Source organism: Cellulomonas chitinilytica, from assembly GCF_016862675.1.
GTDB classification, from domain to species: Bacteria; Actinomycetota; Actinomycetes; order Actinomycetales; family Cellulomonadaceae; genus Cellulomonas; species Cellulomonas chitinilytica.
This window is the reverse complement of record NZ_BONK01000003.1, coordinates 85,986-110,386: the sequence shown is the minus strand read 5'-3', so window position 1 is coordinate 110,386 and position 24,401 is coordinate 85,986. Positions and strand designations below refer to the sequence as shown.

Here is a 24,401-nt window from a genome sequence, read left to right as displayed (position 1 = left end):
CCCATCACAGACACCCCTCGCCCACATCGTCGGAGTCGAGATGATGCATTTGACCCGCATCGGGCGACACACTAGGTGATCGTGGTCACACCTGCATATGACTCAGCGCGTCACGGTTCCTCCGGAACGTCCGTCCCGACCCCCGCCGGGGGCGTCGGTGTACCGGTCGCTCCCCCGACCCGGCGCCCCACCATCACCGACGTCGCCCGCGCCGCCGGCGTCTCGATCGCCGTCGTCTCGTACGCCCTCAACGGGCGGCCGGGCGTCTCGGCCGCGACCCGGGAGCGCGTCCTGCGCGTCGCCGACGAGTTCGGCTGGCGTCCGAGCGCGGCGGCGCGCTCGATGCGGACCGGTCCACGGGCGGTGGGGCTCGTCGTGGACCGGGGCGCGTCGGGACCGGCGGCACCGGCCTCCGGCGTCCTGGAGTTCGTGACGTCGCTCCAGGAGGTGCTCGCGACGCGCAACCTGGCGCTCGTCCTGCAGATCGTCGACGGCCCGCAGGCCGCGGTCGCGCTGTACGGCGAGTGGTGGGCGGAGCGCCGGTTCGACGTGATGGTCGTGACGGACGTGCTGCTGGAGGACCCCCGGATCGACGCCCTGCGTCGCCTGCGCGCACCCGCGGTCGTGGTCGGCGGCGACGGCGAGCACGACCTCGGGTCGGTCGCGCTCGACGAGTCCGAGGCGTTCACCCGGGTGGCGCGGTACCTGCTCGAGCTCGGTCACCGGCGCGTCGCCGCGGTCACGGGACCGGCGAGCCTCGCCCGGACCCGCACGCGGGCCGCGGCCCTGGAGCGTGTCCTGGACCCCGCGGGCGGCACGCTGATCCACGAGGCCACGGCGGGCACGGCCGAGGAGGCGGCCGTCGCGACGAGGCGGCTGCTCACGGGCGGCCGGGCGCCGACGGCGATCGTGTTCGACACCGACCAGATGGCGATCGCGGCGCTCGACGTGGCGCGCCGGACGGGGCTCGCCGTGCCGTGGGACCTGTCGATCGTCGCGGGCTCGGACTCGGCGCTGTGCCGGCTCGCGACGCCGTCGATCACCACGCTCCCCTCCGGCCAGCGCGAGCTCGGGACGGCGACCGGTGAGGCCGTCCTCGCCGTCCTCGACGGCGACGTGCGCGCCCGGCGCGAGCTCCAGCTCGGTGGGCTGGCCGTGCGCGGGAGCACCGGGCCGCGCTCGCGCTGACGAGGCTCCCGGCCGGGGTCGGCGCCGGGAGTCTCGAGCTAATGTCACGATTCGGTAACGGCGTTTGCTTAAACGATTTGCCCCATGCCGTCCGGGTGGGCCGCGTGATCAGGTGGCGGCCAGTCGCCGTGGACTCCCCCCGGGCGACTCGCGCCTGAGCAGGACGGTCTGCCGGGCGTGCCGAACGACATCCGGAGGACTACGTGTCCACACACGGCAAGAGAGCAGTCGGGCGGCGCCTGCGCGCCGTAGCGACGGCTGCGACGGCGACAGCCATGGTGGCTGTCCCGCTGACCTTCTCGGCGACAGGCGCCAGCGCCGCCGAGGCGCACGTCGACAACCCTTACGCGGGCGCCACGCAGTACGTGAACCCGACCTGGGCGGCGTCGGTTGAGAGCGCTGCCACACGGCAGAGCGACTCCGCGCTCGTGGCCAAGTTCCACACCGTGGCGAAGCAGCCGACGGCCGTGTGGATGGACCGCATCAGCGCGATCACGGGCAACGCCGACGGCCAGGGCCTGAAGTTCCACCTCGACAACGCGCTGACGCAGAAGTCGGGCTCGACCCCGCTCGTCGTCAACATCGTCATCTACGACCTGCCCGGTCGTGACTGCTACGCGCTGGCCTCGAACGGTGAGCTGCCCGCCACCGACGCCGGTCTCGCGCGCTACAAGACCGAGTACATCGACGCGATCGCCGCGCTGCTGTCCGACAGCAAGTACGCGAACCTGCGGTTCGCGCTCACCATCGAGCCCGACTCGCTGCCGAACCTCATCACGAACAGCTCCGAGGCCCTCTGCCAGCAGGCGGCCCCGTACTACCGGGCCGGCGTGAAGTACGCGCTCGACAAGTTCCACGCGATCTCGAACGTCTACAACTACATCGACATCGGCCACTCCGGCTGGCTCGGCTGGGACAGCAACGCCGGCCCCGCCGCGCAGCTGTTCGCCGAGGTCGCGAAGACCACCACCGCGGGCACCGCGTCCGTCGACGGCTTCGTGTCCGACACGGCGAACACCACGCCGCTCAACGAGCCGTTCCTCCCCGACGCCAGCAAGCAGGTCGGCAGCGGGCAGATCAAGTCCGCCGACTTCTACGAGTGGAACCCGGACCTCGACGAGGCCGACTTCACCGCCGACATGTACACCCGTCTCGTCGGCGCGGGCTTCCCGTCGTCGATCGGCATGCTCATCGACACGTCCCGCAACGGCTGGGGCGGCACCGCCCGTCCGACGGCCGTCTCGACGAGCACCGACCTCAACACCTACGTGAACGCGTCGAAGGTCGACAAGCGCATCCACCGCGGTGCCTGGTGCAACCCGCTCGGCGCGGGCATCGGCGAGCTCCCGAAGGCGTCGCCGTCGGGCTACACCGCCTCGCACCTCGACGCCTTCGTCTGGATCAAGCCCCCGGGCGAGTCCGACGGCGCCTCGACGGACATCGCGAACGACCAGGGCAAGAAGTTCGACCGCATGTGCGACCCGACCTTCACCTCGCCCAAGCTGAAGAACCAGCTCACCGGTGCCACGCCCAACGCGCCGCTCGCCGGCCAGTGGTTCGAGGAGCAGTTCGTCACGCTCGTCAAGAACGCGTACCCGGCCATCGGCGACAGCAACCCGCCGCCGGTCGACACCACGGCGCCGTCCGCGCCGACCGGCCTCACCGCCGGCACGCCGACCGCGACCACCGTGCCGCTGTCGTGGACCGCGTCGACCGACAACGTCGGCGTCACGGGCTACGACATCTACCGGGGCACCACGCTCGTGGGCTCCTCCACCACGACGAGCTACACGGCGACCGGCCTGACCGCGTCGACCACCTACTCGTTCACGGTCAAGGCCAAGGACGCGGCGGGCAACGTCTCGTCCGCCTCCGCCGCGGTCTCGGCCACGACGTCGAACACCACGACGAACGACACCACCGCGCCGTCCGTCCCGACCGGTCTGACCGCCGGCACGACGACGCAGACCTCGGTGCCGCTGTCGTGGACCGCGTCCACGGACAACACCGGTGGTTCCGGCGTCGCCGGCTACGAGGTGCTCCAGGGCTCCACGGTCGTCGGCACCACCACCTCGACGAGCTACACGGTGACCGGCCTGACGGCCGGCACGGCGTACTCGTTCTCCGTCCGGGCCAAGGACGTCGCGGGCAACACGTCCGCCGCGTCGTCGGCCGTCTCGGCGACGACCCAGCCGGGCACCGTCACCGACACGACCGCTCCGTCGGTCCCGGCCGCACTGGCCGCGAGCACCACGACCACGAGCAGCGTCCCGCTGTCGTGGGGTGCCTCGACGGACAACTCGGGTGGCTCCGGCCTCGCCGGCTACCAGGTGTTCCAGGGCTCGACGCTCGTCGCCACGGTGACGACCACGAGCTACACCGTGACCGGCCTGACCGCGAACACGGCGTACACCTTCACCGTCAAGGCCAAGGACAACGCGGGCAACGTGTCCGCCGCCTCCAACGCCGTGACGGCGACGACGCAGAACACCACCACCACCGGTGCCTGCAAGGTCGTCTACACGGCCAACAGCTGGAACAACGGCTTCACGGCCTCCGTCAAGGTCACCAACACCGGCACGTCCGCGCTGTCGAGCTGGAACCTCGGGTTCTCGTTCGCGAACGGCCAGAAGGTGACCCAGGGCTGGAGCGCCGACTGGTCGCAGTCCGGCACGGCCGTCACGGCCAAGAACGCCGCCTGGAACGGCACGCTCGCCGCCGGCCAGTCGATCGACATCGGGTTCAACGGCTCCCACACGGGGACCAACAACAACCCCACCGCGTTCACGCTGAACGGTGCTCCCTGCACCATCGGCTGATCCGCACCGCATGACGCAGCGGGGGTCCTCCGGTTCGCCGGAGGGCCCCCGCCCGTCGTCCGCCCCCGGGGCGCGACCTGTGCCGTCAGGCGGTCGGGACGGCGCCGAGCGCCGCGGCGACCGCCGCGACGAGCTCGTCGACGTCGGACTCCTGGGTGTCGAACGAGCACATGAGCCGGACCTCGCCGGTCTCGATCCGCCAGCCGTAGAAGCGCCAGCGCTCCCGGAGCAGGGCGGTGACGTCCGCGGGCAGCGCGACGAACACCCCGTTGGCGTGCGTCGGCTGCGTGATGTCCGCGCCCGGGACGTCGGCGAGACCCGCGGCGAGGCGGGCCGCCATGGCGTTCGCGTGCCGGGCGGACCGCAGCCACAGGTCGCCCTCGAACATCGCCACGAGCTGCGCGGACACGAAGCGCATCTTCGAGGCGAGCTGCATGTCCATCTTGCGCAGGTACGGCAGCCCGGTGGCCGCCGCCGGGTCGAGCACGACCACGGCCTCGCCGAACAGCAGGCCGTTCTTGGTGCCCCCCAGCGACACGACGTCGACGCCCGCGTCGGTCGTGAAGGCCCGCAGGGGCAGGTCGAGCGCCGCGGCGGCGTTGGCGATGCGGGCCCCGTCGAGGTGCAGCCTCAGGCCGAGGGCGTGCGCCTGGTCGGCGAGCGCGCGGACCTCGTCGGGCGTGTACAGCGTGCCGAGCTCGGTCGCCTGGGTGATCGAGACGACGCCGGGCTGCGCCCGGTGCTCGTCGCCGAAGCCCCAGGCCTGCCGCTCGACGAGCTCGGGGGTGAGCTTGCCGTCGGGGGTCGGCACGGTGAGCAGCTTGATGCCGGCGACCCGTTCGGGTGCGCCGTTCTCGTCGGTGTGGATGTGGGCGGTGTCCGCGCAGATGACGGCACCCCACGGCGGCAGCACGGCCTGCAGGGAGAGCACGTTGGCGCCGGTGCCGTTGAACACCGGGTACGCGCTCGCCTGCGGGCCGAAGTGCGCGGCGACGACCTCCTGGAGGCGTGCCGTGTAGACGTCCTCGCCGTAGGCGATCTGGTGGCCGCCGTTCGCGTCCGCGATCGCGGCGAGGACCTCGGGGTGGGCGCCCGCGTAGTTGTCGGAGGCGAAGTCGCGGTGGTCGGCGTCGTGCAGTCGGGTCACGCGCACCAGTGTCCCCCGGACGTGGCCCTTCCCGCGCAGCAGCGGTGCCGGTGAACTTGCGCGATGATCCGACCGACGACCAGGCAGGCAGGAGGAGCTGTGACGCTGGAGCGCGACGCGGACCCGACGGACGACCGGCACGAGACGTTCACGGAGCGGATGGACCGCAACTGGGACGAGCTGCTGCAGGAGCTGCGCGTCACGCAGACCGGCGCGCAGATCCTCACGGGCTTCCTGCTGACGTTGCCGTTCCAGCAGCGGTTCGCCGAGCTCGACGACTACCAGCGCACGCTGTACCTGGTGCTCGTCGTCCTCGCGGCCGTCGCGACCGCGCTCATCGTCGCGCCCGTGAGCCTGCACCGGGCGCTGTTCCGCCGGCGGATGAAGGCCGAGCTCGTGGGTGCCGCGAACTGGTTCGCGCGGGCCGGGCTGCTGGTGCTCGCGCTGGTGCTCGCGGGCGGGCCGATGCTCCTGTTCGACATCGTCGTGTCGCGGACCGCCGGGTGGGTCGTGGGCGGTGCCGTGCTCGTGATGCTCGTGGCGTGCTGGTGGGTGCTCCCCCGCGTCATCGCGCGGCGGGCGCGGGTCTGAGCACGAGACTCGGTCAGCCGGCCGCCCGGCACGTCGCGCACGTGCCGACGAGCTCGATGGTGTGGTCCACGTCGTCGAAGCCGTGCGCCGCGGCGACCTGACCGGCCCAGGCCTCCGCCTGACCGGCGTCGATCTCGACGGTGCGCCCGCAGGACCGGCAGACGAGGTGGTGGTGGTGGCTGCGCTGGGCGCACCGGCGGTAGACGGACTCGCCCTCCGCGGTGCGCAGCGAGTCGACCTCGCCCGTCTCGGCGAGGCTCTGCACCGCGCGGTACACGGTCGCGAGCCCGATGCTCGAGCCGCGGGTCCGGAGCATTTCGTGCAGCTGCTGCGCGCTGCGAAACTCGTCGACGTCGTCCAGGAGGTCGAGGATCTCGGCGCGCTGCCGCGTCTGCCGCACCACCATCGCCGCGCCGCCTTCCTGAGAGTCGTTCGCATCATAGTCGACGGCAGGAACGGCGTCGGGCCGGGCACGACCCCCGAGGAGGTCGTGCCCGGCCCGATGCGGTGCGGGTGTGCTCAGCCCTGGACGGCGCGCTTGAGGGCGCTGCCGGCCGTCAGCTTGACGCGGTAGCCGGCCGGGATCTCGAGCTTCTCGCCGGTCTGCGGGTTGATGCCCGTGCGGGCCGAACGCTCGGCACGCGCGACGGCCAGGAAGCCGGGGATGGTCACGCTCTCGCCGCTGGACAGCTGCTCGACCAGCACCTCCTGGAAGGCCTTGAGGGCCTTGTCCGCCTCGGTGTTGGAGAGGCCGGCCTTCGCGGCGACGGCCTGGACGAGCTCGGTGCGGTTCACGCTCACGGAATCATGCTCCTTGTTGACTGTGGGACATGCGGCCCGGTCCCCGGGCGGGGCGCCCCGAGACGCGCGGGCGGGCCGCGTGCACGGGGTCGATGCGCAAGACACTAACCCGTCCGTGAGGCCTCGCCGTGCACGACGACACGCGGGATTCACGCGCGGGTGCGGGCGAGCAGGTCCTGCACGGGCCACGTCGTGAGCACCCGGGCGGGGTCGATCGCGTGCTCGGCGGCCCTCGCGCAGCCCGCGCCGAGCCAGTCGAGCTGGCCCGGGGCGTGGGCGTCGGTGTCGATCGTGAAGTCGCAGCCGACGTCGACGGCGAGCTGCAGGAGGTCGTGCGGCGGGTCGAGCCGGTCCGGGCGGCAGTTGATCTCGACGGCGACGCCGTGCTCGACGCACGCCTCGAACACCGCCCGGGCGTCGAACTCGCTCTGCGGCCGCTGCCGGCCGAGCAGGCGCCGGCCGGTGCAGTGGCCCAGCACGTCGGTCCGGGGGTCGCTGACCGCGGTGATCATGCGTCGGGTCATCGCCGCGCGGTCCATGCGGAGCTTGGAGTGGACCGACGCGACGACGACGTCGAGCTCGTCGAGCAGGTCGGGGTCCTGGTCGAGGGTGCCGTCGTCCAGGACGTCGACCTCGATGCCGGTCAGCACGACGAACGGCTCGACGGCCCGGTTGAGCGCACGCACCTGCTCGAGCTGGGCCCGCAACCGGGGTGCGGACAGGCCGTTCGCGACGGTCAGCCGAGGCGAGTGGTCCGTCACCGCGAGGTACTCGTGCCCGAGCTCGAACGCCGCGAGCACCATCTCCTGCATCGGCGCCGACCCGTCGGACGCCTCCGTGTGGGAGTGCAGGTCGCCGCGCAGCGCGTCGCGCAGCGCGTCGCGCAGCGCGGCGGCGGCCGGGTCGACAGCGGTGGGCACGGACGCGGCGAGCTCGGCCTCGAGCGAGGCCAGGTACGGCGACGTGCCGCCGCGCAGGGTGATCGCGACGACCTCGGCGGTGCGGGCGCCCACCCCGGGCAGGTCGGTGAGGGCACCCGCCTTCGCCAGGACGTCCAGGCGGTCGGGGTCCTGCTTCTCGACGGTGCGGGCGGCGTTGCGGAACGCGTCGCTGCGGTACGGGCTCGCCTGCGCCCGTTCGAGCAGGAACGCGACGCGACGCAGCGCCGCGACGGCGTCGTCGCGGCGACCGGACGCCGTCACGACGCCTTGCGGCGGGTCTTGCGGGGCTTGGTCTCATCCGGCTCGTCGGCCGGCTTCGCGTCCGCGTCCTTCGCGCGCGCCTTCGTCTTCTTCGCCGGCGCCTCGTCGTCGGCCTTTCCGGTGCTCTTCGCCGCGGGCGTCGCCGTGTCCCCGCCCGGCCGCGACCCGCGGGCCTTCTCCACGCTGCGCTGCAACGCCGCCAGCAGGTCGACCACCTCGCCGCCGCCGGCACCCTCGGCCTCCTCGCCCGCCGGGACCGGCACCGGGCGGGTGCTGCCCGACGACACCTTGGCCTCGATCATCTGCTCCAGCGCGGCGGCGTACCTGTCCTCGTACTGGCTCGGGTCGAAGTCCGCGGCGAGCGACTCCACGAGCGACGACGCCATCGCGAGCTCCTGCGGCCGCACCGTGACGTCCGCGTCGAGGATCGGGAAGTCCGCCTCGCGCACCTCGTCCGGCCACAGCAGCGTCTGCAGGCAGATGACGTTGTCGCGCACCCGCAGGACGGCCATCGTCTCGCGCTGGCGCAGGGCGACCTTGACGACGGCCATCCGGTCGGCCTGCTCCAGGGCGCCGCGCAGCAGCGCGTACGGCTTGGCCGCGGTCTTGTCCGGCTCCAGGTAGTACGTCTTCGCGAGCAGGATGGGGTCGACCTGCTCGGCGGGCACGAACTCGAGCACCTCGATCTCCCGCTCGGTCGCGAGCGGCAGCTGCTGGAAGTCCTCGTCGGTCAGGACGACGAGCTCGCCGTCCTCCGTCTCGTACCCCTTGGCGATCTCGGAGTACTCGACCGTCTCGCCGTCGATGCTGCACACCTTGCGGTAGCGGATCCGTCCGCCGTCCTCACGGTGCACCTGGTGCAACGTCACCTCGTGCTCGCCGGTCGCCGCGTAGAGGCGCACCGGCACGTTGACCAGGCCGAACGCGACCGCACCTTTCCAGATCGCTCGCATGGGTCGTCGCCTCCGGGGGATGAGGGCCGGTGCGGCCGGGGCAGGCCGCCGGCCCGTGACGTGCACGGGTCCTGTCGGCAGGATGGACCCGTGGAGCCCATGCTCGCCACCCCTGCACCGCAGGTCGGCGCCCTGCCGCGGGGTCCGGCGTGGGCGTACGAGGTCAAGTGGGACGGTGTCCGGGCGCTCGCGGACACCACGGGCACCGCCCTGCGGCTGTGGAGCCGCAACGAGCGGGACGTCACGCCCGCGTACCCCGAGCTCGCCGGTCTCGCCTCCGTCCCGGCCGCGGTGCTCGACGGGGAGATCGTGCTCCTCGCCGGCGGCGTGCCCTCGTTCGCGGCGCTCGCCGAGCGGATGCACGTGCGCGACGCGCGCCGGGCCGCGGCGCTCGCCCGGCGGCAGCCCGTGTCGTACCTCGTGTTCGACGTCCTGCGCCTGGACGGCGTCGACCTCACGGATCGCTCGTACGACGAGCGGCGGGACGTGCTCGGCCGGCTGGCGTTGCCCGAGCACGTCCAGCTCTCCCCCACGTACCCCGACGGCGACGACCTCTGGCAGGTGACCCGCGAGCACGGCCTCGAAGGGGTCGTGGCGAAGCGGCGGACCTCGACGTACCAGGCCGGCCGTCGCTCCGCCGACTGGGTGAAGTCCGCCCACGTGCGGACCCGGACCGCGGTGGTCGGCGGGTGGCGGGAGGAGAGCACCGGGACGGGTCGCCTCGGGGCGCTCATGCTCGGCGCCTACGACGAGCACGGGGCGCTGCGGTTCCTCGGCCGGGCCGGCAGCGGCCTGACAGGTCCCGTCGCGCAGGACCTCGGTCGCCTCCTGACGGCCCGCGGCTCGAGCCCGTTCGACGACGAGGTGCCGGCGCTCGACGCGCGCGGCGCCCGGTGGTGCGATCCCCTGGTGGTCGTCGACACCCGCTACCTCAACCGCACGCCCGACGGTCGTCTGCGGCAGCCCGTGATCCGCGGCATCCGCACGGACGCCGCCGCCGCCGACCCCTGGGAGCAGCCGTGACGCCCGAACGTCAGATGGTCGACGTCGAGGGCCGCCAGGTCCGGGTGAGCCACCTCGAGAAGGTGATGTACCCGTCGACGGGGACGACGAAGGCGGAGGTGATGAACTACCTCGTCCGCGTGGCCCCCGCGCTGCTCGCCCAGCTCGCGGACCGTCCGGTCACGCGGATCCGGTGGCCCGACGGCATGGGCGGCGAGAAGTTCTTCGAGAAGAACGTCCCGCGTGGGGCCCCCGACTGGGTGCGGCGGCAGACGATCCGGGCGGCTCCGGGGTCGGACGACGAGGGGGCCGAGCTGGTCCTGCCGTTCGTCGACGACCTCGCGGGGCTCGTCTGGTGCGCGAACCAGGGCTCGCTCGAGCTGCACACGCCGCAGTGGACCGTCGGTCCGCGCGGCGGCGTCCGCAGGCCGGACCGGCTGGTGGTCGACCTCGACCCCGGGGCGCCGGCGGGGCTCGACGAGTGCGCGCAGGTCGCCCACCTGGTCGCCGACCGGCTGCGCGAGGACGGGCTGCCGGAGTCGGTGCCGGTCACGTCGGGCAGCAAGGGGATGCAGCTGTACGCGAAGCTCCCGGGCACGCGTTCCGTGATGGAGGTCCGGCAGTACGCCCGCGACCTCGCGTACGCCGTCGCGGCGGCTCACCCGACGCTCGTCGTCGCGGTCATGAAGAAGGACGTCCGGGGCGGGAAGGTGCTCATCGACTGGTCGCAGAACCACCCGGCGAAGACGACGATCACGCCGTACTCGCTGCGTGGCCGCGACCTGCCTCGTGTGGCGGCGCCACGGTGGTGGGACGAGGTGGGGCCGGGCCTGCAGCAGCTCGGTCCCGACGAGGTAGCGGACCGGCTCGAGGCCGACGGGGACCCGTTCGGGTGAGCCGTCACGGCGGCCGGTCGCGCGCCGGGCTCCGATGGCGGGCTCGCGTCACCTGAGGCAGCGTGGACCGACCGGGAAGACGTACCCGAGCGACGAGCACAAGGAGCGCCCTCATGGCACAGAAGCTGCCCAAGTACACCGTCCCCTCCCTCACGAAGCAGCAGGGGGCCGAGGTCGCCGCGATCCTCCAGCAGCGCCTGGACTCCCTCAACGACCTCGCGCTGACGCTCAAGCACATCCACTGGAACGTGGTCGGCCCTCACTTCATCGCGGTGCACGAGATGCTCGACCCGCAGGTCGACGCGGTGCGGCTCATGGTCGACGCCATCGCCGAGCGCATCGCGACCCTCGGCGTCGCACCCGTCGGGACGCCCGGCGCGCTCGTGGCGAACCGCACGTGGGACGACTACTCGATCGGCCGTGACGGTGCGATCGCGCACCTCGGCGCGCTCGACGAGGTGTACGTCGGCGTGATCAGCGACCACCGCCAGGCGGCCAAGGACACGGAGGAGACCGACCCGGTCACGAACGACCTCCTCATCGGCCACCTGCACGAGCTCGAGCTGTTCCACTGGTTCGTCCGGGCCCACCTGGAGTCCTCCGGCGGCGCGCTGAGCACGGCCGCCGCAGACGGGGAGAAGGCGTCGGCCCGGAAGGCGGCCGAGAAGGAGAGCGCGTGACGACGGTCCGACCCCACCGGCCCGGGCACGCCCGCAGCGACGGCTCGACCGTCCTGCGGGCGGCCCGGGCGGGCGCCCGTCCCACCGGGTCCGCGCGACCGCCGGTGCACCGGGCGGCGCGCTGGGAGGACGCCTTCGACCGACGTCTGGCCGCGGTGCTGAGACGACGCGGGTGGACGGTCCGCATCGAGCCGTACGCCGGCTACGGCGCGCCCGGCTGGGTCCGCGTCATGGCGCGCACGCTGCTCGCCGCGCCCGTGGTGCGGGACAAGGACCTGCCGGGGGCCGGCGCCACGGCACAGGCGGGGACGCGTGCCGCACCGAGCCTGCGCGGGTGGCGCAGCTTCGCGACGGCGCAGGTCGCCGGGGCCGAGCTCGACGTGACCGTCGGAGACCGGACGCACCGGGTCGTGACCGACCGCGGCGGGTACGTCGACACGCTCCTGGAGTCCGACCTGCCGCCGGGGTGGCACGACGTGGTGCTGCGGACGCAGGACGGGGACCGCGCGGTCGCGCCCGTGCACGTCGTCGACCCCGAGGTGCGGTACGGGATCGTCAGCGACATCGACGACACCGTCGTCGTGACGCGACTCCCCCGGCCGCTCGTCGCGGCATGGAACGTCCTGGTCCGTCATGAGAACGCGCGCGAGCCCGTCCCCGGCATGGCGGACCTCTACCACCGGCTGCTCGCCGCCGACCCACGAGCGCCCGTCGTCTACCTCTCGACAGGGGCGTGGAACGCCGCTCCGACCCTGGGGCGGTTCCTGCGCCGGCACGGCTACCCGGCCGGCCCGATGCTGCTCACCGACTGGGGTCCGACGAACACGGGGTGGTTCCGCAGCGGCCCCGAGCACAAGCGTGCGCAGCTGCGTCGGCTCGTGCACGAGCTGCCGGACGTGCACTGGATCCTGGTCGGCGACGACGGGCAGCGGGACCCCGAGATCTACGCCGAGGCCGCCCGGCTCTTCCCCGACCACGTCCGAGCGGTCGTGGTCCGGCAGCTCACGTTCGGCGAACACGTGCTCGCACGCGGCCTGCCGGTCCAGGGGCCGGCAGGGGTGCGGGCGGAACGGGCTGCCGAGCGGGAGGGCGTCCCGGTGGTGCTGGGGGCCGACGGGTCGGCGATCCTGCGGCAGATGCGGGCGCGCGGGCTGCTCGACCCGTGAGGCGACCGGCCTGCTAGAGGCGCTGCGGGTCGTCCCAGTCCTCGAGGCTCGCGATCGCCTCGTCGTCCGCCTCGAGCTCGACGGCGCGCAGCGACCGGGGCGCGCGCTGGGCGTCGCCGCCCGAGCGGGCGTCGGCGGCGGCGAGCTGCGCCTCGGGCAGGACCGGGTCGGCGAGGTGCTCGACGGCGGGGTCGGACGTCAGGTCGCGATCGCGGCTCATGTCTTCGGTTCTACCCCGGTCAGGGCCGGTATGCACGCGCCGTCCGAGGGGTGTTCATAAACCTTTCGCACACTGCCCCGCGTTCGAAGCGCTTCGATACGTTCCCCGCGACCGACGCCGGGCCGGCTGCGACCACGCACCGCGCGACGGTCGCCCGCGCCCCCGCGGACGTCGTCGGGGCGTCCTGACCGCCACGAAGGAGTGCAGCGGATGCGTGTCCCCGTCCCACCACCCCGGGAGGCCGAGGCGCCGACGCGCCCCGCCACCCGGACCACCCGAGCGACCGCCGTCGCCGGGCTCGCCGCCGTCCTCGCCGCAGGACTCGTCCCCGCGGTGCTCGCCGGCGCCTCCCCCGCCGTGGCTGCCACCCCCGCGTACAGCTGGGGCAACGTCGAGATCGTCGGCGGCGGGTTCGTCCCCGGCATCGTCTACAACCAGTCCGAGAAGGGCCTCGTCTACGCGCGGACCGACATCGGCGGCGCCTACCGGCTCGACCAGACGACCAAGCGCTGGGTGCCGCTGCTCGACGGCGTCGGCTGGGACGACTGGGGCCACAACGGCGTGCTCAGCCTCGCGACCGACCCCGTCAACCCGAACAACGTGTACGTCGCCGCCGGCATGTACACGAACAGCTGGGACCCGAACAACGGTGCGATCCTGCGCTCGTCGGACCGCGGTGCGACCTGGAAGAAGACCGCCCTGCCGTTCAAGGTCGGCGGCAACATGCCCGGCCGTGGCATGGGCGAGCGCCTGCAGGTCGACCCCAACGACAACCGCGTCCTGTACTTCGGCACCGAGGGCGGCAACGGCCTGTGGCGGAGCACCGACTCGGGCGTCACCTGGGCCAAGGTCACGACGTTCCCGAACGCCGGCAACTACGTCGCCGACCCGTCCGACCCCAACGGGTACCTCACGGGCAACCAGGGCGTCGTGTGGGTCACGTTCGACCCGACGAGCGGCACCAAGGGCTCACCGACGAAGACGATCTACGTCGGTGTCGCCGACAAGGACAACAACGTCTACCGGTCCACCGACGCGGGTGCGACGTGGTCGCGCGTCGCCGGGCAGCCGACCGGGTTCATCCCGCACAAGGGCGTCTTCGACGCCAAGGGCAAGCAGCTCTACGTCGCGACGAGCGACACCGGCGGCCCGTACGACGGCGGCCACGGCGACATCTGGCGGCTCGACGCCGCGACGGGCACCTGGACCAACATCTCGCCCCTGCCGTCGACCAGCAGCGACCAGTACTACGGGTACAGCGGCCTGACGATCGACCGGCAGCACCCCGACACGATCATGGCGGTCACGCAGATCTCCTGGTGGCCGGACATCATCGTCTACCGGTCCACCGACCGCGGTGCCACGTGGTCGCGGATCTGGGACTTCAACGGCTACCCGAGCCGCACCGACCGCTACACGCAGGACATCTCCGGGGCGCCGTGGCTCGACTTCGGCAAGCAGGCCGTCGCGCCCGAGACGAGCCCGAAGCTCGGCTGGATGACGGAGTCGTTCGAGATCGACCCGTTCGACTCCAACAGCTTCCTGTACGGCACCGGCGCGACGATCTACGGCGGGTCCAACCTCACCGCGTGGGACACCGGCGGCAAGGTCGCCATCGGCGTGAAGGCGCAGGGGCTCGAGGAGACCGCCGTGCTCGACATCGCCGCTCCCCCGGGCTCGACCGAGCTGCTCTCGGCGCTCGGCGACATCGCCGGGTTCGTGCACACCGACATCACCAAGGTGCCGTCGAAGTCGATCGGCACCGCGCCCGTGCACTCCTCGGAGCTCGGCATCGACTTCGCCGAGAAGGCGCCCGCGACGATGGTCCGGGTCGGCAACGCCGAGTCCGGGGTGTCCCGCATCGGCGTGTCCACCTCGGGCGGGAGCTCGTGGTGGGCCGGCCAGGAGCCGCCCGGCGTCACGGGCGCCGGGACCGTCGCGATGGCGGCGGACGGCAGCCGGATCGTGTGGAGCCCGACCGGTGCGGGCGTGCACGTCTCGACGACGTTCGGCTCGAGCTGGGCGAAGTCGACCGGCGTCCCCGTCGGGGCACGGGTCGAGTCGGACCGGGTCAACCCGCTGAAGTTCTACGCGTGGTCGGCCGGCACGTTCTACACGTCCACCGACGGCGGTGCGACGTTCACGGCGTCGGCGGCCACCGGTCTGCCGACCGCCGCCGCGCGGTTCGGCGCCGTCTTCGGCCGTGAGGGCGACCTCTGGCTCGCGGGCGGGGAGACGAACGGCACCTACGGGCTGTGGCACTCGACGAACGGCGGCACGTCGTTCACGAAGCTGACCGGCGTCGCCGAGGCGGACACGATCGGCTTCGGCAAGGCCGCACCCGGCACCACCTACCCGGCGCTGTACAGCTCCGCGAAGGTCGGCGGCGTGCGCGGCATCTACCGGTCGATCGACGCGGGTGCGTCGTGGGTCCGGATCAACGACGACCAGCACCAGTGGGGCCACACCAACGAGACCATCTCGGGCGACCCCGACGTGTACGGGCGCGTGTACGTGGGCACCAACGGCCGGGGGGTGATCGTCGGCAACCTCACGGGCACCGACCCGACGACGACCCCGACGCCGACGGTGACCCCGACGCCGACCGTCACGCCGACACCCACGGTGACCCCGACGCCGACCGTCACGCCGACACCCACCGTGACGCCGACGCCGACGCCGACGCCGACACCGACGCCCAGCCCGACGACGACGGTGGTCCCGACCGGCTGCAAGGTCAGCTACACGACGTCGGACTGGCCGACCGGGTTCACCGCGTCGGTGAAGATCACCAACGCGGGGACGGCCCCGGTCAACGGCTGGAAGCTCACGTTCCAGCTCACGGCCGGCCAGCAGGTGACGAACGGATGGTCGGGCGTGTTCAGCCAGTCCGGCTCGCTCGTCACCGTGACGAACGCGGCGTGGAACGGGACGATCCCGGGCACGGGCAGCGTGGAGCTCGGCTTCAACGGCTCGCACACGGGTCAGAACCCGAAGGCCACGTCGTTCACCCTCAACGGTCAGGTCTGCGGCTCGTAGCGGGCTGACCAGCGGCTGCGGGGCGGGGTGCCGAGAGGTGGCCCGCCCCGCAGTCATGGGACGAGACGAAGATCACATCTTCCTCGTCGTGGAGATTCTCGACGTCAACATACGATCGATTTCGTGACGGCACGCAGAGACCAGGTGGACGTCGTCCTCGTCGGGGGCGGGATCATGAGCGCGACGCTCGCCGCGCTCCTCACGACGCTCGAGCCCACGTGGACGGTCGAGATCCACGAGCGCCGCGGCGCACCCGCCCAGGAGAGCTCGAACCCCTGGAACAACGCCGGCACCGGCCACGCCGCCCTCTGCGAGCTCAACTACACGCCCGAGCGGGCCGACGGCACGATCGACATCACCAAGGCCGTCACGATCAACGAGCAGTTCGAGCTGTCCCGCGAGCTCTGGCACCACCTCGCCACCCACGACCGGCTCCCCGGCGGCACCGGCTTCCTGTCGACGACGCCGCACATGACCTTCGTCCGCGGCGAGTCCAACGTCGACTACCTGCGTCGCCGCTGGGAGACCCTGCGCCGGCACCCGCTCTTCGCCGACCTCGAGTTCAGCGACGACCCCGCGCAGATCGCCCGGTGGGCTCCCCTGCTCACGGCCGACCGCGACCCCTCCGAGGCCGTCGCGGCGACGCGCGCCCCGTCCGGCACGGACGTCGACTTCGGCGCCCTGACCCGCTCGATGCTCGACGACGCCGTCGCCCGTGGCGCCCGGCTCGTCACCGAGAGCGAGGTCACGCGGCTGCGCCAGCAGGCCGACGGCTCGTGGCGGCTCGCGATCAAGGACCGCCGCTGGAACGGCCACCGCCGCGCCCGGAAGGTCAACGCGCGGTTCGTCTTCATCGGGGCCGGCGGCGGTGCGCTCCAGCTCCTGCAGCGCTCCGGCATCCCCGAGGCCAAGGGCTTCGGCGGCTTCCCCATCAGCGGGCAGTTCCTGCGGACGACGAACCCCGAGATCGTCGCCCAGCACCAGGCGAAGGTGTACGGCAAGGCCGACATCGGCGCACCGCCCATGTCGGTGCCCCACCTCGACACCCGCGTGGTCGACGGCGGCACCGCCCTCATGTTCGGCCCGTACGCCGGCTGGAGCATGAAGTTCCTCAAGCACGGCTCGTGGCTCGACCTGGTCCGCTCCATCCGGCCCGGCAACATCGTGCCGATGCTCGCCGTGGGCCTGAAGAACCTCGACCTCGTGAAGTACCTGGTCGGCGAGGTCACGGCATCGGACGTCGACCGGCTGCGCACGCTGCGTGCCTTCATGCCGTCCGCGCACCCGCGCGACTGGGAGCTCATCACCGCCGGTCAGCGCGTGCAGGTCATCAAGAAGCACCCGACCAAGGGCGGCGTGCTCGAGTTCGGCACCGAGCTCGTCACCAGCGCCGACGGCACCATCGCCGGTCTGCTCGGCGCCTCGCCCGGTGCGTCGACCGCGGTCGCGACCATGCTCGACCTGCTCGAGCGCTGCTTCCCGGACCGTCAGGAGTCGTGGCGCCCGCAGCTGCACGCGATGATGCCCAGCCTCGGCGGAGAGTGGGACGATTCCTTCGACCAGCTGGTCGACGAGGCAGTGCACAGCGAGAGGTGACCATGACCCCGACGGGCGAGGAGATCACGGCGTCCGTCCCGGTCAGCGCTCCCATGCGGGCCGCGAAGGTCCGCGCCGCGACCGAGCACACGACGGTCGGCCAGGTCGAGACCACCCCCGACGGACGCGTCACGATCACGTGCGCGTGCGGCATGACGCTCACCAACGGGCCGACCTGGTCCCTCGACGAGCACATCCGCCTGCACCGGGCCGAGGCCCGGTTCCTCGCGCTGGCGGCCGTGGCTCCCGAGGGCATCCCCCGCCTCGTCGCGTGGCCGCTGGCGCCGGGCGTGGACTCCCCCGCCTGACGGGTCGGCCCGTCCGACGACACCCCGGGGCGGACGGCTCGGCCCGCCGGGCGCGGCGCGGCTCAGTGCACGGAGGCGGCCTGCAGGTCGTCGTCCTCGTCGTGGGTGTGCGGCAGGCCGAGCTCGTGCAGCCGTTCGTGCTCCTCGCGGGCCGCGATCCGGGCGGCGATGCGTGCCTGCACCTCGGGCCGGCGCAGCGGCGGGACCGTCGCGGGTGGCTGGCGCCGCTCGGGCAGCTCGCGGAGCAGCCGTGCGGTGATCGCCGCGACCTCCGCGACGGCCGCCTCGAACGGGTCGCGGGTCGCGTCGCTGAGCTGCTGGACGCCGGTCACCTTGCGGACGTACTGCCGCGAGGCGGCCTCGATCTCCTCGGACGTCGCGGGCGGCTCGAGCCCCCGCAGGTTCGTGATGTTCCGGCACATGCCCTCGACGCTACGCCGCGGCACCGACCGTCGTCTCGAGGGCCAGCAGGGTCAGCTTCGCCTCGTCGCCGCCCGCGTACCGACCGGGTGAGCCGTCGGAGCGCACCACGCGGTGGCACGGGAGCACGAGCGGCAGCGGGTTGAGGGCGCAGGCGGTGCCGACCGCGCGCACGGCCCGCGGGCTCCCGGTCGCCGACGCCACCTCGGCGTAGCTGGCGGTCCGTCCGTACGCGATGTCCGGCAGGTGCTCGACGACCGACCGGCGGAAGCCGTGCAGCAGCCGCAGGTCGAGCGGGACGTCGAACGTGCGGCGGTGCCCCGCGAAGTACTCGTCCAGCTCGCGGGCGACGTCGTCGAGCAGCGACTCGGCCCGCAGCACCCGCGGGCTCACCGTGTCGGCCAGGGACTGCAGGACGGCGTCGTGGTCCTGCACGGCGAACGCGACGCGGACCAGCCCCGCAGGCGTGCGCGCGAGCAGCAGCGGGCCGACCGGGCTGTCGACCGTCCGGTACGCGACGTCGAGCGTGCCGTCCGCCTGGGCGGCGGTCGCGAGCCGGGTGCGCAGGCGGGCGAGGTCGGTGTCGTCGGTCGGTGCGGTGGTGGTCATGGGGTGGCTCCTCCCGGGTGCGGGGTGGGCAGAGTTCCGGCGTAGGTGCGGCGGAGGGTGGCGACGCCGTCGGCGGCGGCGCGACGGGCGGCTGCGGCGGTGCCGCCGAGCACGCCCGCGACCTCGTCGTAGGGCAGGCCGGCGAGGTGGTGGTAGGCGACGGCGTGGCGTTGCTTGGTGGGCAGGGCGGCGAGGGCGGCCCACAGGTCGAGGTCGCGGCCTTCCGTGGGGGCGACCGCGTCGGGGAGGTCGGCCACCGGGACCGCATGGCGGGCGGCGCGGCGGACGACGTCGACGGCCTTGCGGTGCGCGATGGTGACGAGCCAGGCCTGCACGTTCGCGTCGTCGGGGAGGTCGGGGTAGGCGCGCAGGGCGGACAGGAACGTCTCGGACCAGGCGTCGTCGGCGTCGACGGGGCCGACGACGGCACGGCACACGCGCAGCACGGTGGCGCCGTGGGTCTGCACGACACGGTCGAACGGTTCCTTCACGGTCACAGTGTGCAGACGTGCGGGGCCGGGCGTTCGTGAGGTCCGGGTGGCGCTCGTCCCCCGCGCGGGTGCGTCGGGAGGCAGAGTGTGGGCATGACGAACCTCGACACGCGTCCCGACGAGGAGGTCTGCGGCGCTGTCGTGCCGCGTGGCCCGGTCGTGGAGCGGTACGACGCCCGTGAGGTGCCGCTCGGTGGGATCCGGGCGATGCAGGTGCGCCGGACGTTGCCGCAGCGGGGTCTGCCGTTCGTGGGGGCGTGGTGCTTCCTGGACGAGTTCGGGCCGCAGCGCGTGGACATGCGGGTGCTGCCGCACCCGCACACGGGTCTGCAGACGGTGACGTGGCCGGTCGCGGGCGAGATCCGGCACCGGGACAGCGTGGGGTCGGACGTGGTGGTGCGGCCGGGGCAGCTCAACCTGATGACGGCCGGTCGTGGGATCGCCCACTCCGAGTTCTCGCTCGGGGACGAGCCGTTCGTGCACGCGGCGCAGCTGTGGGTGGCGCTCCCGGACGGGCCGGCGGACGGGCCGGCGTCGTTCCAGCAGGTCGGTGACCTGCCGGTGTGGGAGGCGCCGCGGGTGCGGGCGACGGTGATGGTCGGTTCGGTGGACGGTGCGGTGTCGGCCGCGCGGGTGCACTCGCCGCTGGTGGGGGCGGACGTGGTGGTCGAGCCGGGAGGTGCGGTGGAGGTACCGGTGCGGTCGGGGTTCGAGCACGCCGTGCTGGTGCTGTCGGGGTCGGTCGAGGTGGCGGGGGTGCCGCACGGGCCCGGTGGTCTGCTGTACCTGGGTGACGGACGGGACTCCGTGGCCTTGCAGGCCGACGAGGGGGCGCGGCTGCTCCTGCTGGGGGGTGAGCCGTTCGGGCACGACCTGGTGATGTGGTGGAACTTCGTCGGGCGGACGCACGCGGAGATCGCGCAGGCGCGGGCCGCGTGGGAATCGCCGGACCGGGCCGACCGTTTCGGAGAGGTGGCCGGTCACGACGGTGCGCGCATCCCTGCGCCGGAGCTGCCGAACGTGCGCCTGCAGCCCCGTCGGCGGGACGCCCGGTGACCGAGCCCGCGACGCGCGACCGGGCCGCGTCCGCCCCACGTCCTGCGCTCCTGACGGTCGACGACGACCCGGCGGTGTCGCGGTCGGTCGCGCGCGACCTGCGGCGACGGTACGGCGACGAGTACCGGGTGGTGCGGGCGGAGTCGGGTGAGGCGGGCATGGAGGTGCTGCGCGAGCTGAAGCTGCGCGGCGAGCAGGCGGCGGTGCTGGTCGCGGACCACCGGATGCCGGGGATGAGCGGGATCGAGTTCCTCGAGCACGCGATGGACCTGTACCCCCAGGCGCGCCGGGTGCTGCTCACGGCGTACGCGGACACCGACGTGGCCATCGACGCGGTCAACGTGGTCGACCTCGACCACTACCTGCTCAAGCCGTGGGACCCGCCCGAGGAGAAGCTGTACCCGGTGCTCGACGCGCAGCTGGAGGCGTGGGTGGCGTCGGCGCCGCGCCCGGTCGTGGAGACGAAGGTCGTCGGGCACCGGTGGTCGGCGCGGTCGTCGGAGCTGCGGGAGTTCCTGGCGCGCAACCAGGTGCCGTACCGGTGGTTCACGTCGGACGGGCCGGAGGGGCGGCGCCTGCTGGAGGCAGCCGGGCTGGACGAGCGTGCGGTGCCGGTCGTCGTCACGACGGAGGGCGAGGTGCTCGCGGCGCCGTCGGACGCGGAGGTCGCCGCGCGGGTCGGGCTCAGCGTCGAACCGGCGGCCGAGTTCTACGACCTGGTCGTGGTCGGGGGCGGGCCGGCCGGTCTGAGCGCGGCGCTGTACGGCGCCTCCGAGGGGCTGCGGACGGCACTCGTCGAACGGACCGCGACGGGCGGGCAGGCCGGGCAGAGCTCACGGATCGAGAACTACCTGGGCTTTCCCGACGGGGTGTCCGGGTCGCAGCTGACCGAGCGGGCCCGCCGGCAGGCGCTGAAGTTCGGTGCGGAGATCGTCATGACGCGCGACGCGGTCGGTCTGGAGGTCGCCGGGTCGGCGCGGGCCGTGCGGTTCGCGGACGGGAGCACCGTCGGCGCGCACACCGTCATCCTGGCGTCGGGCGTCGCGTACCGGGAGCTCGACGGGCCGGGGTTCGCGGCGTTGACGGGCAGCGGCGTGTACTACGGGTCCGCGCTCACGGAGGCGCCCGCGTGCCGGGACCACGACGTGTACGTGGTCGGTGGGGCGAACTCCGCCGGGCAGGCGGCGATGTTCCTGTCCCGCACCGCCCGGTCGGTCACCCTCGTCGTCCGCGGCGCGTCGCTGGCGTCGTCCATGTCGCACTACCTCGTCGAGCAGGTCACCACCAACGACCGGATCCGGGTGCTCACCCGCACGGAGGTCGTCGAGGCCGTCGGCGACGGGCACCTGGAGCGGCTGGTGCTGCGCGACTGCGACACCGGCGCCCGGCAGACGGTGGACACCGGGTGGCTGTTCGTGTTCATCGGCGCCGCACCGCACACCGGGTGGCTGGAGGGCACGCTCGCGCGCGACGAGCACGGCTTCGTGCGGGCCGGGCACGACCTGCTCGTCGACGGGCACGTCCCGGCGTCCTGGCCGCTCGACCGGCCGCCCTACCACCTCGAGACGAGCGTCCCGGGGGTGTTCGCGGCCGGCGACGTGCGCGCCGAGTCCGCCAAGCGCGTCGCGTCCGCCGTCGGCGAGGGCGCGATGGCCGTCATGCTCGTGCACCGTTACCTGGAGCAGCTGTGACCACCTTCCTGCCGTGCGACATCGACGAGCTGCGCACCCTGTTCCTGTTCGAGAAGCTCACCGACGACCAGCTCACGTGGCTCTGCGAGCACGGCCACATCGAGCTCGTCGGGCCGGGGATGCTGTACCGCGAGGGCGACGACGCGACGTCGTTCTACGTGCTCATGGACGGCGGCGTGGCGCTGTACCGGCGCGTCGGCGAGGACGACGTCGAGGTGAGCCGGACGACGCAGCGCGGCGTGTACGCCGGCGCGTGGGCCTCCTACCTGGGCGAACGGGTGCAGACGTACACCCAGTCGCTGCGGGTGCTGGAGCCGTCCCGGTTCTACGTGCTCGCCGCGGGTGACTTCGCCGCCCTCATGCACGACTGGTTCCCGATGGCCGTCCACCTGCTCGAAGGGCTGTTCTTCGGCCAGAGCAAGGCCCAGCAGGCGATCGGCCAGCGCGAACGGCTCCTCGCCCTCGGGTCGCTGTCCGCCGGGCTCACCCACGAGCTCAACAACCCCGCCGCGGCCGCCGGCCGCGCCACCGCGACCCTGCGGCAGCGCGTCGCCGGGATGCGGCACAAGCTCGCCCTCGTCGCCGCCGGACCGTACGACCGGGAGACCCTCGCGACCCTCATCGCCCTGCAGGAGAAGGCCGTCGACACCCTCGCCGCCGGGCGCGGCGACGCCGCGCTGACGCCGCTGGAGATCTCCGACCGGGAGGACCAGCTCGCCGACTGGATGGACGACCACGACCTCACGGCCGGCTGGGAGATCGCCCCGGTGTTCGTCGCCGCCGGGCTCGGCACCGAGTGGCTCGAGCACGTCGCCCAGCTCGTCGGACCCGAGGTCCTCGAGGGCGCGGTGCGGTGGCTCGCGTACACCCTCGAGACCGAGCAGCTCATGAACGAGGTCGAGGACGCCACCAGCCGGATCTCCGCGCTCGTCGGCGCCGCCAAGCAGTACTCGCAGATCGGGCGCGCCCCCGACCAGGTCGCCGACGTGCACGAGCTCCTCGACTCCACGGTCACGATGCTCGAGCAGCGCATGGGCCCCGGCATCACCGTCGTGCGGCACTACGACCTCGCGCTGCCGAAGATCCCCGTGTACGCCGCCGAGCTCAACCAGGTCTGGACGAACCTCATCGACAACGCCGCGCAGGCCATGGACGGCCACGGCACCCTGACCCTCACCACCCGCACGGTCGACGACTGGGTCGAGGTCGAGGTCGCCGACACCGGGCCGGGCATCCCGCCCGAGATCGTCGGCCGGGTCTTCGAACCCTTCTTCACCACCAAGCCCGTCGGGTCCGGCACCGGGCTCGGCCTCGACATCTCCTGGCGCATCGTCGTGGGCAAGCACCACGGCGACCTGTCCGTCACGTCGGTGCCGGGTGACACCCGGTTCCGCGTGCGTCTCCCCCGTTCCCTCACGGAAGGACCGACCGCATGACGACCTCGAACGGGACCGTCGACCATGCAGTACCGCCGAGCGGCACCGGCTGTGCCGAGTGCGACGACGCCGGTGGCTGGTGGGTGCACCTGCGGCGGTGCGCCGCGTGCGGGCACGTCGGGTGCTGCGATACCTCCCCCGCGCAGCACGCGACGGCGCACTGGCGGGAGACCGGCCATCCCCTGATGCGGACGTTCGAGCCCGGCGAGGACTGGTGGTGGGACTACGCGGCCGACGAGTACGCGGACGGGCCCGCGCTCGCGGACCCGCAGCACCGGCCGGTCGAGCAGGGGTCGCCCGCTCCCCGCGACAGGGTGCCGGACGACTGGCGGTCGCTGATCCACTGAGCCCGCACGCCACCGCGGCGGCCGGGTTGCGAGCCGTCCGCCCGTGCTCGCTCGTGCGTGGCGTGCGCGGGGGCGAGTGCGGTGGCCGGTCCTCGAGGCCGCGACTAGCGTGATCGGCTGACCGGGCCGACGACGACGGGGGGCGCTGCGCATGGGTCCGACCCTCCGCACCCCCTGACGGGTGCTGGACAGGTTCGACGACGTCCTCGCCGCCGCCCGCACAGGGCACGGCGAGGCCTTCGAGAGCCTGTACCACGACCTCGTGCGACCGGTCGCCGCGTACCTGCGGGCCCGCGGTGCGCCGGACGTCGAGGACCTGACGAACGAGGTCTTCCTGGCCGTGTTCACGGGTCTGCCGCGGTTCAGGGGGGACCAGGCCCACTTCCGGTCGTGGGTGTTCACCATCGCGCACCGCCGGGTCGTCGACGCGTGGCGACGACGCGCACGCACCGTCGCGACCGAGCTCGTCGCCGACCCCGACCCGCCCGCGTGCGGGAGCGCCGAGGACGACGCGCTCGCCCTGCTCGCGACCGAGGGGGTCGTGGCGCTCCTCGCACGGCTCACCGACGACCAGCGTGACGTGCTCAGCCTGCGGGTCGTCGCCGACCTCACCGTCGAGCAGACCGCCGCCGTGCTCGGCAAGCCCGTCGGCGCGGTCAAGGCGCTCCAGCGCCGCGGGCTGGCCGCGGTCCGCCGGATCATCTCCCGTGAGGGCGTGCCCCTGTGACCCGTTCCGACGATGA

Annotated in this window: 24 protein-coding genes; 15 read left to right on the top strand and 9 right to left on the bottom strand. The window is 73.1% G+C overall.

Going from position 1 to position 24,401, the window contains the following annotated elements:
* The first annotated feature begins 81 nt into the window (after nt 1-81).
* Complete coding sequence (locus Cch01nite_RS05150; protein ID WP_203749477.1) at nt 82-1,188, top strand: LacI family DNA-binding transcriptional regulator; 1,107 nt, start codon at nt 82-84, stop codon at nt 1,186-1,188.
* 203 nt (nt 1,189-1,391) lie between these two features.
* Nucleotides 1,392-4,007, top strand: a complete 2,616-nt coding sequence (locus Cch01nite_RS05145) for a glycoside hydrolase family 6 protein (protein ID WP_203749475.1) — start codon at nt 1,392-1,394, stop codon at nt 4,005-4,007.
* 85 nt (nt 4,008-4,092) lie between these two features.
* Here the strand turns inward: Cch01nite_RS05145 and Cch01nite_RS05140 are convergent, their stop codons facing one another.
* Complete coding sequence (locus Cch01nite_RS05140; RefSeq protein WP_203749473.1) at nt 4,093-5,154, bottom strand: threonine aldolase family protein; 1,062 nt, start codon at nt 5,152-5,154, stop codon at nt 4,093-4,095.
* Between the two features lie 63 nt (nt 5,155-5,217).
* Between Cch01nite_RS05140 and Cch01nite_RS05135 the strand changes: the two genes are divergently transcribed.
* Nucleotides 5,218-5,745 (top strand): DUF6328 family protein, encoded by a 528-nt coding sequence (locus Cch01nite_RS05135; RefSeq protein ID WP_373309766.1) that lies wholly within the window; start codon nt 5,218-5,220, stop codon nt 5,743-5,745.
* Nucleotides 5,746-5,758: 13 nt separating this feature from the next.
* On the opposite strand, the gene Cch01nite_RS05130 is transcribed toward Cch01nite_RS05135, so the two are convergent.
* The 4 genes from Cch01nite_RS05130 to ku form a co-directional block, all read right to left on the bottom strand.
* Nucleotides 5,759-6,151: a Fur family transcriptional regulator gene (locus Cch01nite_RS05130; protein WP_203749471.1), complete on the bottom strand. Its 393-nt coding sequence runs from the start codon at nt 6,149-6,151 to the stop codon at nt 5,759-5,761.
* A gap of 113 nt (nt 6,152-6,264) precedes the next feature.
* A complete protein-coding gene (locus Cch01nite_RS05125; RefSeq protein ID WP_203749468.1) occupies nt 6,265-6,546 on the bottom strand; it encodes an HU family DNA-binding protein in 282 nt (93 codons plus the stop codon).
* A gap of 149 nt (nt 6,547-6,695) precedes the next feature.
* On the bottom strand, nt 6,696-7,748 hold the full coding sequence (locus tag Cch01nite_RS05120) for a PHP domain-containing protein (RefSeq protein WP_203749467.1): 1,053 nt from the start codon (nt 7,746-7,748) through the stop codon (nt 6,696-6,698).
* Complete coding sequence (gene ku, locus Cch01nite_RS05115) at nt 7,745-8,701, bottom strand: non-homologous end joining protein Ku (protein ID WP_203749465.1); 957 nt, start codon at nt 8,699-8,701, stop codon at nt 7,745-7,747. The genes Cch01nite_RS05120 and ku overlap by 4 nt, the downstream gene beginning before the upstream one ends.
* A 99-nt stretch (nt 8,702-8,800) precedes the next feature.
* Here ku and ligD (Cch01nite_RS05110) point away from each other — a divergent pair, with 99 nt between their 5' ends.
* The 4 genes from ligD (Cch01nite_RS05110) (at nt 8,801) to Cch01nite_RS05095 (ending at nt 12,445) form a co-directional block, all read left to right on the top strand.
* Nucleotides 8,801-9,724, top strand: a complete 924-nt coding sequence (gene ligD / locus Cch01nite_RS05110; protein ID WP_308439207.1) for a non-homologous end-joining DNA ligase — start codon at nt 8,801-8,803, stop codon at nt 9,722-9,724.
* The gene (ligD, locus tag Cch01nite_RS05105) at nt 9,721-10,599 is read left to right on the top strand and encodes a non-homologous end-joining DNA ligase (RefSeq protein ID WP_203749459.1); all 879 of its coding nucleotides are present in this window, start codon (nt 9,721-9,723) and stop codon (nt 10,597-10,599) included. The genes ligD (Cch01nite_RS05110) and ligD (Cch01nite_RS05105) overlap by 4 nt, the downstream gene beginning before the upstream one ends.
* 113 nt (nt 10,600-10,712) lie before the next feature.
* On the top strand, nt 10,713-11,279 hold the full coding sequence (locus Cch01nite_RS05100; RefSeq protein ID WP_203749456.1) for a Dps family protein: 567 nt from the start codon (nt 10,713-10,715) through the stop codon (nt 11,277-11,279).
* Nucleotides 11,276-12,445: an App1 family protein phosphatidate phosphatase gene (locus Cch01nite_RS05095; protein WP_239069913.1), complete on the top strand. Its 1,170-nt coding sequence runs from the start codon at nt 11,276-11,278 to the stop codon at nt 12,443-12,445. The genes Cch01nite_RS05100 and Cch01nite_RS05095 overlap by 4 nt, the downstream gene beginning before the upstream one ends.
* A gap of 13 nt (nt 12,446-12,458) precedes the next feature.
* Here Cch01nite_RS05095 and Cch01nite_RS05090 read toward each other — a convergent pair whose 3' ends face one another.
* The gene (locus Cch01nite_RS05090; RefSeq protein WP_203749453.1) at nt 12,459-12,665 is read right to left on the bottom strand and encodes a hypothetical protein; all 207 of its coding nucleotides are present in this window, start codon (nt 12,663-12,665) and stop codon (nt 12,459-12,461) included.
* A 210-nt stretch (nt 12,666-12,875) separates the two neighbouring features.
* Here Cch01nite_RS05090 and Cch01nite_RS05085 point away from each other — a divergent pair, with 210 nt between their 5' ends.
* From Cch01nite_RS05085 to Cch01nite_RS05075, 3 genes are all read left to right on the top strand, one after another.
* Nucleotides 12,876-15,704: a cellulose-binding domain-containing protein gene (locus tag Cch01nite_RS05085; RefSeq protein WP_203749450.1), complete on the top strand. Its 2,829-nt coding sequence runs from the start codon at nt 12,876-12,878 to the stop codon at nt 15,702-15,704.
* Nucleotides 15,705-15,827: 123 nt separating this feature from the next.
* Nucleotides 15,828-17,300: a malate dehydrogenase (quinone) gene (gene mqo, locus Cch01nite_RS05080; protein WP_275407168.1), complete on the top strand. Its 1,473-nt coding sequence runs from the start codon at nt 15,828-15,830 to the stop codon at nt 17,298-17,300.
* A gap of 2 nt (nt 17,301-17,302) precedes the next feature.
* Nucleotides 17,303-17,608: a hypothetical protein gene (locus Cch01nite_RS05075; protein WP_203749447.1), complete on the top strand. Its 306-nt coding sequence runs from the start codon at nt 17,303-17,305 to the stop codon at nt 17,606-17,608.
* A 62-nt stretch (nt 17,609-17,670) separates the two neighbouring features.
* On the opposite strand, the gene Cch01nite_RS05070 is transcribed toward Cch01nite_RS05075, so the two are convergent.
* From Cch01nite_RS05070 to Cch01nite_RS05060, 3 genes are read right to left on the bottom strand one after another with little or no spacing between them, the layout of a single operon-like run.
* On the bottom strand, nt 17,671-18,030 hold the full coding sequence (locus Cch01nite_RS05070; protein ID WP_203749444.1) for a DUF2277 domain-containing protein: 360 nt from the start codon (nt 18,028-18,030) through the stop codon (nt 17,671-17,673).
* 10 nt (nt 18,031-18,040) lie between these two features.
* Nucleotides 18,041-18,637 carry a methylated-DNA--[protein]-cysteine S-methyltransferase gene (locus tag Cch01nite_RS05065; protein WP_203749441.1) on the bottom strand — a complete coding sequence of 199 codons (597 nt, stop codon included), beginning with the start codon at nt 18,635-18,637 and terminating at the stop codon, nt 18,041-18,043.
* Nucleotides 18,634-19,128, bottom strand: coding sequence for an RNA polymerase sigma factor (locus Cch01nite_RS05060; protein ID WP_203749438.1), 495 nt, complete (start codon nt 19,126-19,128; stop codon nt 18,634-18,636). Before Cch01nite_RS05060 ends, Cch01nite_RS05065 begins: the two co-directional genes overlap by 4 nt.
* Before the next feature lie 93 nt (nt 19,129-19,221).
* Between Cch01nite_RS05060 and Cch01nite_RS05055 the strand changes: the two genes are divergently transcribed.
* The 5 genes from Cch01nite_RS05055 (at nt 19,222) to Cch01nite_RS05035 (ending at nt 24,385) form a co-directional block, all read left to right on the top strand.
* Complete coding sequence (locus Cch01nite_RS05055; protein ID WP_203749434.1) at nt 19,222-20,184, top strand: pirin family protein; 963 nt, start codon at nt 19,222-19,224, stop codon at nt 20,182-20,184.
* On the top strand, nt 20,181-21,875 hold the full coding sequence (locus Cch01nite_RS05050; protein ID WP_203749431.1) for an NAD(P)/FAD-dependent oxidoreductase: 1,695 nt from the start codon (nt 20,181-20,183) through the stop codon (nt 21,873-21,875). The genes Cch01nite_RS05055 and Cch01nite_RS05050 overlap by 4 nt, the downstream gene beginning before the upstream one ends.
* A complete protein-coding gene (locus tag Cch01nite_RS05045) occupies nt 21,872-23,311 on the top strand; it encodes an ATP-binding protein (protein WP_203749428.1) in 1,440 nt (479 codons plus the stop codon). The genes Cch01nite_RS05050 and Cch01nite_RS05045 overlap by 4 nt, the downstream gene beginning before the upstream one ends.
* Nucleotides 23,308-23,658 (top strand): UBP-type zinc finger domain-containing protein, encoded by a 351-nt coding sequence (locus Cch01nite_RS05040; RefSeq protein WP_203749425.1) that lies wholly within the window; start codon nt 23,308-23,310, stop codon nt 23,656-23,658. The genes Cch01nite_RS05045 and Cch01nite_RS05040 overlap by 4 nt, the downstream gene beginning before the upstream one ends.
* Nucleotides 23,659-23,839: 181 nt before the next feature.
* Nucleotides 23,840-24,385, top strand: a complete 546-nt coding sequence (locus Cch01nite_RS05035; protein ID WP_203749422.1) for an RNA polymerase sigma factor — start codon at nt 23,840-23,842, stop codon at nt 24,383-24,385.
* Nucleotides 24,386-24,401: the final 16 nt, after the last annotated feature.

Coding starts and splice junctions, on each gene's coding strand:
- Cch01nite_RS05065 (WP_203749441.1), bottom strand. CDS start 18,637: ATGACCACCACCGCACCGACCGACGACACCGACCTCGCCCGCCTGCGC.
- Cch01nite_RS05055 (WP_203749434.1), top strand. CDS start 19,222: ATGACGAACCTCGACACGCGTCCCGACGAGGAGGTCTGCGGCGCTGTC.
- Cch01nite_RS05100 (WP_203749456.1), top strand. CDS start 10,713: ATGGCACAGAAGCTGCCCAAGTACACCGTCCCCTCCCTCACGAAGCAG.
- Cch01nite_RS05070 (WP_203749444.1), bottom strand. CDS start 18,030: ATGTGCCGGAACATCACGAACCTGCGGGGGCTCGAGCCGCCCGCGACG.
- Cch01nite_RS05135 (WP_373309766.1), top strand. CDS start 5,218: ATGATCCGACCGACGACCAGGCAGGCAGGAGGAGCTGTGACGCTGGAG.
- Cch01nite_RS05075 (WP_203749447.1), top strand. CDS start 17,303: ATGACCCCGACGGGCGAGGAGATCACGGCGTCCGTCCCGGTCAGCGCT.
- ligD (WP_308439207.1), top strand. CDS start 8,801: ATGCTCGCCACCCCTGCACCGCAGGTCGGCGCCCTGCCGCGGGGTCCG.
- Cch01nite_RS05040 (WP_203749425.1), top strand. CDS start 23,308: ATGACGACCTCGAACGGGACCGTCGACCATGCAGTACCGCCGAGCGGC.
- Cch01nite_RS05090 (WP_203749453.1), bottom strand. CDS start 12,665: ATGAGCCGCGATCGCGACCTGACGTCCGACCCCGCCGTCGAGCACCTC.
- Cch01nite_RS05085 (WP_203749450.1), top strand. CDS start 12,876: ATGCGTGTCCCCGTCCCACCACCCCGGGAGGCCGAGGCGCCGACGCGC.
- Cch01nite_RS05130 (WP_203749471.1), bottom strand. CDS start 6,151: ATGGTGGTGCGGCAGACGCGGCAGCGCGCCGAGATCCTCGACCTCCTG.
- ku (WP_203749465.1), bottom strand. CDS start 8,701: ATGCGAGCGATCTGGAAAGGTGCGGTCGCGTTCGGCCTGGTCAACGTG.